6 protein-coding genes and 4 tRNA genes are annotated in these 7,902 nt (G+C 42.0%); all 10 read right to left on the bottom strand.

What is annotated here, in order from left to right:
• Window positions 1–181: 181 nt before the first annotated feature.
• The 10 genes from ACGF5R_RS17750 to wzxE all read right to left on the bottom strand — a co-directional run bounded on the left by ACGF5R_RS17750 (window position 182) and on the right by wzxE (window position 7,901).
• On the bottom strand, window positions 182–484 hold the full coding sequence (locus ACGF5R_RS17750; RefSeq protein ID WP_112877297.1) for an NINE protein: 303 nt from the start codon (window positions 482–484) through the stop codon (window positions 182–184).
• 759 nt (window positions 485–1,243) lie between these two features.
• Window positions 1,244–1,320 (bottom strand) — tRNA-Pro (locus tag ACGF5R_RS17745).
• A gap of 31 nt (window positions 1,321–1,351) precedes the next feature.
• A tRNA-Leu gene (locus ACGF5R_RS17740) sits at window positions 1,352–1,438 on the bottom strand.
• 15 nt (window positions 1,439–1,453) lie between these two features.
• Window positions 1,454–1,529: transfer RNA gene (locus tag ACGF5R_RS17735), tRNA-His, on the bottom strand.
• A gap of 74 nt (window positions 1,530–1,603) precedes the next feature.
• A tRNA-Arg gene (locus ACGF5R_RS17730) sits at window positions 1,604–1,680 on the bottom strand.
• A 157-nt stretch (window positions 1,681–1,837) separates the two neighbouring features.
• Window positions 1,838–3,214, bottom strand: coding sequence for an amino acid permease (locus tag ACGF5R_RS17725; RefSeq protein WP_112877298.1), 1,377 nt, complete (start codon window positions 3,212–3,214; stop codon window positions 1,838–1,840).
• A 258-nt stretch (window positions 3,215–3,472) separates the two neighbouring features.
• Window positions 3,473–4,210, bottom strand: a complete 738-nt coding sequence (gene wecG / locus ACGF5R_RS17720) for a lipopolysaccharide N-acetylmannosaminouronosyltransferase (RefSeq protein WP_112877299.1) — start codon at window positions 4,208–4,210, stop codon at window positions 3,473–3,475.
• A 9-nt stretch (window positions 4,211–4,219) separates the two neighbouring features.
• Window positions 4,220–5,569, bottom strand: a complete 1,350-nt coding sequence (wzyE, locus tag ACGF5R_RS17715) for an ECA oligosaccharide polymerase (RefSeq protein ID WP_387692017.1) — start codon at window positions 5,567–5,569, stop codon at window positions 4,220–4,222.
• On the bottom strand, window positions 5,569–6,654 hold the full coding sequence (locus tag ACGF5R_RS17710) for a TDP-N-acetylfucosamine:lipid II N-acetylfucosaminyltransferase (protein WP_262980489.1): 1,086 nt from the start codon (window positions 6,652–6,654) through the stop codon (window positions 5,569–5,571). The genes wzyE and ACGF5R_RS17710 overlap by 1 nt, the downstream gene beginning before the upstream one ends.
• On the bottom strand, window positions 6,651–7,901 hold the full coding sequence (wzxE, locus tag ACGF5R_RS17705) for a lipid III flippase WzxE (protein ID WP_387692015.1): 1,251 nt from the start codon (window positions 7,899–7,901) through the stop codon (window positions 6,651–6,653). The genes ACGF5R_RS17710 and wzxE overlap by 4 nt, the downstream gene beginning before the upstream one ends.
• Window position 7,902 lies beyond the last annotated feature (1 nt).

The following is a 7,902-nucleotide window of genomic DNA, read 5'->3' as shown; positions in this document are numbered from 1 at the left end:
TATATCGTAACGGAAAGGTGTTTTTCTTGGTATAACCCTTGGCCTCCACCCGCATAGCGGGGGGTTTTATGTTTAAGAAGCTTACGCTACTTAAACTGGCTAAAGCCATAATTAAAACAAAGTGCCGGATAAAAAACCAGCACTTTGTCAATAATCTGAATGCCCCACACGGGGCATTTTTCTAACCATATTTCTTAGCAAAATCTTCATCGGAAGTGCAAAGATAAATAATAAATTCAATAAATGAGATAAGTGCAGGGATAAATGTCCAGCAAAATAACAGATATAAAATCCCCATACCGATTTTGCCCAGATAAAATTTATGAGCGCCAAAGGAACCAAGAAAAAACGCCAACAGTGCAGCAACAATGCGGCTTTGACTACCAGAAGAATAGGCCCTTATCATCGCGCCACAATGTGGGCACGATTGTGCAGACTCATGCAACATTCGACCACAACCAAAGCATCCAATCATTTTTGACATCAATATTCCCCTTAAGATAAGTTTAGGAATGAAGTAGCTAGATTAATTTTATATTAAAAAAACTAACCATCATATTTTCAGTTCTGTTTATATTAGATAGTAATATCTAAACAGTATATAAACCTACCAGATATGTCTTTTAAAAATAAAAAAAACACCTACCTTAAAAACAAAAGATAGGTGTACAAATACAATCAGGTCTACAGACGGATAGTGCCTCACTCAACGTTGAGTCCGGTCGGCGATGAAAATTACTCATCTGTGACATGGACAATAGGCACCGATAATCGGCTCTGCATCATCCCTGGGTTTATGAAGCATATGCAATCATAAGAAATAGGATGAGCATCTACGTTTGTAACAATGCATTTAATGTGCCAGCTTTTATTTAAATGAAAACTGCCTCGCTTCATCAGCTATTTCTCTATTTATTACAACAAGAAATCGAATCATCACAAAATCCATCTCATGCACTGTCTCTTATTTGAGACAAAACATAAGGTATTTATTATTTTCATTATAATTCAATTTGTTATAAGTCTCTTATTTGAGACAGCTAGTATATCGATTGTCTTCAAAATACAAAAAATAAAAAATTACCATATAAAACAAATAGTTATTTTAAAAAAATAATCCACTAAATTTGAATCAACAGAGCACAACTTAAAGGTATATGGATCAGGAAAGGGAACAAAAAATCAGGGGGACAAAAAGGGATAAAACGCAAAAAACCCTGCAATGCAGGGTTCTTTTGGAATTTGGTCGGCGAGAGAGGATTCGAACCTCCGACCCACTGGTCCCAAACCAGTTGCGCTACCAAGCTGCGCTACTCGCCGAAATTTTCTACTCTTTCTTTTCTCTTTTTTATGGTGCGAAAGGGGGGACTTGAACCCCCACGTCCATAAGGACACTAACACCTGAAGCTAGCGCGTCTACCAATTCCGCCACCCTCGCATGTCACAAAAAAGATGGGGTGGCTAATGGGACTCGAACCCACGACAACTGGAATCACAATCCAGGGCTCTACCAACTGAGCTATAGCCACCATAACAGCTATTTACTGCTAAATACTTATTACCAACGGCGCAATACATCACCGCAGCTCTTGCACGCAAATAATGGCGCGCCCGACAGGATTCGAACCTGAGACCTCTGCCTCCGGAGGGCAGCGCTCTATCCAGCTGAGCTACGGGCGCTTAACGCCGTTTCGGGTGGGGATAGTACGGATTTAATGATATACTGTCCAGTGCTTTTTTAAAGAAATGATGCGTTTGATTACACCTTACTCATTTCGTAGATAAAGCCAGCTCTTAACTTCCCTATTCACTACCACCGTGACAGTAAATCAATCTATCAGGCTTTTGGTTTTTTACCGTTAAAAAGCTTCACCAACCAATAAATCAGCGACACCATTAACAAAAATCCCCCACCGACCAGCAATGAGAAACGAGTATCCGGGTTAATTGCCATCCCTATCAACACACAACATAAAAATGCTAATGTCAGGTAATTTACATAAGGGAACAAAATGGATTTAAAACCATGTTGTTTCATTGCCTGCTGATGATACTGACGAAAACGCAATTGGCTTATCAGAATAACAAACCACGGTACCATTCCTGGTAACACACTGGCGCTATAAACATAAACAAAAACCGCCTGCGGATTTGGGATCAAATAATTCAAACTAGAGCCCACAATCAAACACAGGATAGTGATGGCAATACAGATTACCGGCACCCCATTCTTTGACAATTTAGTCAGTGATGAAGGTAGCTGATGGTTTTGCGCCAACGCATAAAGCATCCGCCCACCACTGTACATGCCGCTGTTACAGCCGGAAAGCGCAGCCGTCAATACAACAAAGTTAATCACGGCTGCCGCAGAGGTGATCCCCACTTTGGTAAATGTCATTACAAACGGGCTACCCTGTGAACCCACTTCTGTCCATGGAAATAATGTAACTACAATGAAAATCGCACCCACGTAGAAAATCAGGATACGCCAGAGAATATTGTTAATCGCTTTTTTCAATGTCACCTGAGGGTTCTTCGCTTCCCCCGCAGTGATACCAACCAACTCCACACCCTGATAAGATGCAACCACAATACAGAGCGCAAACAGAAACCCTTGCCAATTACCCGCAAAGAAACCACCATGCGCAGTCAGATTACCCAATCCAATAGGCTGCCATTGATTACCAATACCGAAAAATATCAATCCCAAGCCAATCAGGATCATGACAATAATTGTGGTCACCTTAATCATGGCAAACCAAAATTCCAGCTCACCATAAAGACGTACCGCCGCAAGGTTAGCCAAAGCGACCAATGCCACCGCAATCAATGCCGATACCCACTGAGGAAGTTCAGGGAACCAAAACTCGGCATAAACCCCGATAGCCGTTATTTCTGATATTCCTACCGCCACCCACATAAACCAATAGCCCCAAGCGGTGAGGCATCCCCAGTATGGGCTGAGATATTTATGTCCAAAAGAGGCGAAAGAACCCGTGACAGGTTCAAGAAACAGCATTTCTCCCATCGATCGCATAATGAAAAAAACAAAAATTCCGGCAATAATATAAGCCAGCAAAACGGAAGGACCAGCCCATTTCAGTGTGCTGGCCGAGCCCATAAACAGACCGACACCAATTGTGCCGCCTAGTGCGATCAGCTCTATATGACGGGCTTCTAAACCCCGTTGCAAGCTATGTTGTTGATCTGCCATAAATTCCCTGTCCATTGTTATATGTTGTAATATGCAATAATAAAAACATACAAGACTGATGTTGATCAGCCATAAAAAGGTCAGGGATCAAAACATGTTTTTCCACTGAGTGGAATAAAAAATTATCTAATAATTAACTATAAATAGTGAAAATCTGGCAGGATAAAACTGTTAGATAAATATTGTGGAATAAATTCATTGTATCGCCTGACGAAAGCATCACCTGACGAAAATTTACACGACAGGCAAGAAGCGGGTTTACAGACGACCACTATAATAATATCCAAGAAATTTCAGTAAGTTAAACTGGCGACGAATACGGCTTGGTTGTGATAACAAGCGATAAAGCCATTCAAGCCCCAAATTCTGCCATGCTTTTGGCGCACGTTTCACATGGCCGGTAAATACGTCATAAGTACCGCCAACGCCCATATACAACGCATCCGAATGAATTTTTCGACAGTCACGCATAAAGACCTCCTGTTTAGGCGATCCCATTGCAACTGTCACAATCACCGCACCGCTGGCATGAATCCGTTCAAAAACAGCATTACGTTCTTCTGGCGTGAAATAACCGTTCTGGCTGCCAACAATATTGACGTTCCACTGAGCCCGTAGCTTGCTTTCAGTCTGTTTCAATATCTCTGGTTTACCTCCAACCAGAAAAATAGGTGTACCTTCTTTGCCGGCACGTTCCATGATGGCTTCCCATAAATCAGCACCCGCTACACGAGAAACTTCAGCATCAGGGTATTTACGGCGAATAGCACGTACAATACTGATACCATCAGCATACAGATATTCTGCGTCACTCAGCAGTGTGCTTAAAGCTGTATCTTCTTCTGCCGTCAGAACTTTTTCCGCATTAATCGCTACCATAGTACCCGTCTTTACCTGTCCGCGTTGAAAAATATGGTCAAGAAAGTGCGCCATATCGCGGAAGCCCCAAATATTCAGGCCACGAATACTGTATTTAGGAATATTGCTTAGCTCCATTTTCTTCCCTTACATTGCAACAGACGTTTTTGTGATACAACCAGGTTGCTTTCTAATAAGCCCTGCACTCTCAAATAGCCAATACAACAACTTAGCAATTACCAGACATAAGCCAAAAATAATACAGAAAAATACCACACGGGAAACAAATGAATCCACACCTTCACGGGCCAATACTATCATGTTGAAGATCGCGCCAAAGCAAAATGCCTGCAAGATAGCGGCCTTATAACGATTAATCTCCTGTTTTCCTAATTCATAAATCCAGTCAAACCACTTAATTATCAATCCAACAACAATCGCACCAACCGGAATAAACAACACTCCCCCCATCACAACCAGAGAACCTATCAGAGTTGGAGAAATTGCCAGACCAGAGTGATTATCCAGTACTTCCCAGGTAAAATAATTCGCAGAATTCAACACAGCATCAGGGCGTCCTGGCCAAAGCCAGCTTGGAATAAAGACATAGAAATCACGGACAATAGGCGCTAATCCCTGAAAATCAATTTTGTCGTAATTATTCAGCAGTAACGCAAGATTTTCCCACGGAGAAAAAGTGTCCCTTGTAAGATAGAGAAAAGTATAAAACGCTTCCGCACCACTGACATCCAAACTATAACGTTTGAGTGCCAACCAAAACATGCCAACAATCCCTATTGCGCCCGCCGTTACCAACATCCACAAGGTTATCCAGCCACGCACAATGCCAATAAACAGAAACAACGCGAACGCAATGATAATATTAGCGCGTGTTCCGCCAACAATAACATAAGTCAGTATCCCAAAAGCAACTGTGCTCATCAGAAAAAACAACCAGCGTAACTGTGTCGGCTTCAAGAAATAAACCACCAACATGGCAGGAATAAAGAAGTAAAAGAATCGCTTTAGAGCAACACCAGAAACCTGACTGGAAAAAATTTGACTGTACGACTGTAACTTAAACAGTAGAAAACCGTTTTGCATAAAGAACAGCCCTACTGTCACCACCGCAACCAATGCCAGTAGTAACCATGTAAAGTTAGTTTCTACCCGGTTCATGGTGAATACAGGTGCTTTAGGCTGTATAGACGGCTTTCTTAGCCGTGTTTTATAACTGACGTAATAAATACCATAAAAACAGGTCGAAGCCAGTAGAGCGTGTAGTAAGGCGTCTACAGGCACCACTTCAACATCAAATTGGAAAACCAACAAACACGTCAGTGGAAAGCCAAAATAGAATGTCAGCAAATAAAGCAATGAGAAGAATATATTAAAATTAAAACGTACACGCCGGAATTCCTGATAAGTCAACGTCAGGATGAAAACCAGCGATATTAAATAAACAGCAAATAATCCGCCAAACTGCGTTAAATTCATTATTGCTGCTCTCCCGCCGCTTTCGCCAGCGCCTGTCGCCAGCCATCAATAAAGTTCGGACTAAAGAAAGCTATCGCATTTCTGTCCAGGGAAAGCATCTGACGTTGCGCTTCTGCAATCAGTTGATTATCTAAAGGATCACCGGAGAAAAATACCGGCACCTGTTGTTCTATTAAATCTCGCCAAAAAAGATTCTGACGACTGAGTACAAATGGCACACCAAATTGTATCAACAAACAAATTGTTCCAATCCCCTGCTGGCGATTAAACATGAAATACCCTAAATTACAACGGCGCAACAATGCCAGATAATCACCAAACACCATATTCTGCTTAATAATGTTCAAATTTTCTGGCCGGAACAATGATAAAGCAGCCTGTTCAACCTGATTAATATAAACCTGATTGTTTTCAGGATAACCCATTGGGATAATGATTCGCACCTTATCGCCAAACTGCTTATGAATTGCTTTCAATGCCGTAATATGGCGGTTCGATCGATCACCGGAATTCCCCAACAAAATTGTCATTTTACCATCTTCAACAGGTATTCTTTCCGCAATTGTCAAAGCAGGTTCCATTCTGGTTGGAAAATAGAGCAATGATGTTGGTACGTCCGGATGATGTTGAGAATAAAAATAGAGATCTCCACGAACCGCAAACACATGCCCTACCCGGCGCTGTGCCAGACGACGCAAGAAATAGAATAGACGAAATTTTAACTGACAGGAGTCTTCATACAGATCCGCTCCCCAAACATGCCACCAAAACTGATTACGTTTGATTTTTCCTGACAACAGCGCCAACCACAAACTCACATTAAATTGGCCGTGAAAAAAAAACCGACAATCTCTATCTGAACGTGCTTGAGCAATAACAGCCTGTGCCAGAGATTTTTTACTATCAAAGAATGCCATATCCAATGCCGGGCAATCATCCAGTAAAGCGCGATTTTTGGTCACCACCATAAACTTCGGTTTGGCTAAAAAACCAATTTCTTGTACTAAGACGTCATTAAAAAAGCGCAATACTATTCGATTGTGATGTGGGATATCAGATCCCAAAACGTGAATGAGGGTTGTCATGCTCGCCTACGATAAATAAGAAATGCACCACAACAAAGGGTGAAATAAATAATGTAAGTTGCCATATAGGCTTGTGCCGCACCTAACGCTCCGTTTACAGGAATAAGCCAGTGCGCAAAACCAATAAGCAGTAAAAACTGACTAACTTCTGTCAACACATAAAAACGCAACGCAGCCTTAGCAATCACCAGATAGCCAAAAACATAAGCACCCACTTTCAAAACATCACCCACCAACTGCCAGGCAAATAGATCACGCATAGCAGTAAATTTGTCAGAAAATAGTAACCAAATGGCAAAATCACGCAGCAGCCATACAGTAAAACTTGCAACGGCCACAGCAGGCAAAACAAATTTCAGCGCCTTAATTATCTCATTTGATATTTCGCTCTTACCCTGCAATCGTGAAAGTGTTGGCAACAGATAAACACTAAAAGATGCTGTGATAAATTGCAGGTAAGCATCGGAAATACTGCTTACACCTTGCCAGATACCCACTTCGTACCAACTATAATGCGCTGCCAGCAAATTTCGCATCAAAATGTAGGCAACTGGTAAAGTAATGGAAGTCAACAGGGCCATAAGGGTAAACTTGCCAAGCTGACCAACCAATACCTTATCCCACATGGGTTTAAAACTTGAAATCGATACCGCTTTGAGACGCCAAACCATCAATCCCGCGGGAAATATGATTAATGCTGGCACTAAAGCCAAACCCGCCAAAGCACCTCCATACCCACCAAGGATAAAACAGAGATAATAGGCAATCACACCTATCACGCTACCAAAAATAATCGCCAGCGCATTCCTCTGTGCATCTCGGTATCCCTTCAAAATAGCCAAAAAATAGTTGGCAAAAGCAATCCCCATTTGAATAAAAGCGAGAGCCTGCACAACTGGCTTATAATTTTGATGACCAAATAACCCTATACTGATAGACCCGCTAAACAGCAAAAAAATCACTGCCAACAGCGTGGAAAACCCAAGAATAATGGTAGAAGATGTTCCCAGTACCGCCCGCAACCTTTCCGGCTGTTGCTGATATTCAGCAACATATTTAGTCACACCATTAAAAATACCGGCACCAGCCAACACCCCAAGCACAGTGATAAGCTGACGAAAATTACCCGCCTGCCCAACCCCGCTGGGGCCAAAAGCAACTGCCAGTAATTTAACGATTAAAAGCCCCACACCGATTTTTATCAGTGTGGAGCCCGCAGTCCATATTGATGCTTTAGCCAACGACATA

The organism is Photorhabdus sp. RM71S (assembly GCF_042879355.1).
Lineage (GTDB): Bacteria > Pseudomonadota > Gammaproteobacteria > Enterobacterales > Enterobacteriaceae > Photorhabdus > Photorhabdus kayaii.
Note: the sequence above shows the minus strand (reverse complement) of the source record. Positions and strands in the feature narration are given on the sequence as shown.

Excerpts from the sequence above, each read along its gene's own strand:
- ACGF5R_RS17750 (WP_112877297.1), bottom strand. The coding sequence starts at position 484 with ATGTCAAAAATGATTGGATGCTTTGGTTGTGGTCGAATGTTGCATGAG.
- ACGF5R_RS17725 (WP_112877298.1), bottom strand. The coding sequence starts at position 3,214 with ATGGCAGATCAACAACATAGCTTGCAACGGGGTTTAGAAGCCCGTCAT.
- wecG (WP_112877299.1), bottom strand. The coding sequence starts at position 4,210 with ATGGAGCTAAGCAATATTCCTAAATACAGTATTCGTGGCCTGAATATT.
- wzyE (WP_387692017.1), bottom strand. The coding sequence starts at position 5,569 with ATGAATTTAACGCAGTTTGGCGGATTATTTGCTGTTTATTTAATATCG.
- ACGF5R_RS17710 (WP_262980489.1), bottom strand. The coding sequence starts at position 6,654 with ATGACAACCCTCATTCACGTTTTGGGATCTGATATCCCACATCACAAT.
- wzxE (WP_387692015.1), bottom strand. The coding sequence starts at position 7,901 with ATGTCGTTGGCTAAAGCATCAATATGGACTGCGGGCTCCACACTGATA.